Here is a 1621-nt window from a genome sequence, read left to right as displayed (position 1 = left end):
GGGAAGGACTCCCGGGCGGGCGGGAGGGTTGATCCGCGAGCGGCGGTACCGGGCGGAATCAGCCCTTCTTCAGGACGAGTTCGGTGTTGCGGTCCTCGCTCTCGCCGCCGAGGTCGGGCTTGCGCCCTGGGGCGTTGAAGGCCAACTCACGGTAGAGGGAGGCGAGTCCGGGCTGTGAGAGATCGGCGAGATCCGTACGGTGCCGGGCCGCCGACTCGATGAGCGTGGTGAACACCGAGAGCGTCCCGTCGTGGTTGTCGACCAGCTCGACCACCCGGGCCAGTTGCGGGTGGTCGATGTGGGAGGCGGTGGTGATCTCCCAGAACGTGCCGTGCGGGGTGATCAGGTTGCGGTGGCTGTGCCCGTTGATCCAGGCGAGGACGCGGGTGTGCCGGCCGAGCAGGTCGAGCACCTCGTCGCCGCCGTGCCGGGCCTCGCGCGGCCGGTCCGGGTCGGGCCGCAGGTTGCGCATGCTGGCGCTGGTGTGGTGACTGAAGACGATCACGTACGCGCCGTCCCGCTCCGCCTTCGCCAACTCGTCCTTGAGCCAGTCGAGTTGAGCGGTGCCGAGGGAGCCCTCGTAGTGCCCGGCGGGGTCGGTGGTGTCGAGGCTGAGGCCGACCACGTCGTCGGCGATGCGGAACGCGTAGTACTGCGTACCCTCGTCCACATTGGCCTGCGTATAGCCGTGACCGACCGGGCCCGGACCCGCGTACGCCGGGTCGAGGTGGGCGCGTACGTACTCGGTGGGCGTGAACGGGGCGCGGGTGACGTCCGGGGTGATGGAGCGCAGCCGCTTCTTCTCGGTGCGCATCAGCTCGCGGAACTGCTCGCCCTTGGGGTCGAGCCCCTTCTTCACGGACTTCCAGAACGCGGCGGCGCGGTCCTCGGGCAGCGACATCAGCTTCTTGCCGCCGACCGCGAAGTCGTGGAACCAACTGTCGCCCGAGGCGTAGCAGCCGCCGGGCAGGGAGTCGTGGTTGCCGACCGTGGAGTACCAGGGCAGGTTCAGGCCGGGGCTGCGGACCTGGCGGGTGGCGGCTTCGAGGAAGCCGGGAATCGCCGGGAAGCCCAACTCCTTGTCGGCGTCGCGGAGTTCGGCCCGGTCCGGGTGCCAGTACTCCTTCAGGCCGCTGTCCTGGACACCCTCGTAGTGGCGCGGGTCGCCGGTGTTCGGGGTGATGCTGCCGCCGCTCATCGTCCGCAGGAACCAGTCGAGTTCGGAGCGGGAGTTGTTGTCGGTGTTGTCGCCGGTCGTCATGACGAAGCTGAGGGGCGCGCCGGTCGCCGGCGCGCCGCGCAGCGCGTTCACTCGCTCCACAAGCGCGACCGCCCCGGCCACGGACAGCGTCTCCTGCGGACGCCAGGCACTGGCCGTCTGCCCGCGCACGTACTCGTAGCGCAGCGGGTGCTGGGTGTCCACGATGTGCAGGTCGGTGAACTGTACGAACGCGGCAAGGGCGGTACGGCGGTCGGCGCGGCCGTCCTTCGGCGCGGCGAGGTCGGCGCGGGTCACGCGCTCCCAGGCGGGTCCGTCGCCGAGCCGGACGTAGCCCTGCCCTGCCGGGCGGGGTGCGGCGGTGCTCTGCAGGGTGGTGCCGGCGGTGTACGGGGCGAGGGG

1 protein-coding gene is annotated in these 1621 nt (G+C 70.9%); it reads right to left on the bottom strand.

Annotated features, from left to right (window positions below; genetic code table 11):
- Positions 1-58: 58 nt before the first annotated feature.
- On the bottom strand, positions 59-1621 hold a 1563-nt coding region (locus tag GUY60_RS37480; protein WP_161705964.1), incomplete at its 5' end, for a TIGR03767 family metallophosphoesterase.

The organism is Streptomyces boluensis (genome assembly GCF_009908195.1).
GTDB lineage: Bacteria > Actinomycetota > Actinomycetes > Streptomycetales > Streptomycetaceae > Streptomyces > Streptomyces boluensis.
This window is presented reverse-complemented; position numbering and strand designations above follow the sequence as displayed.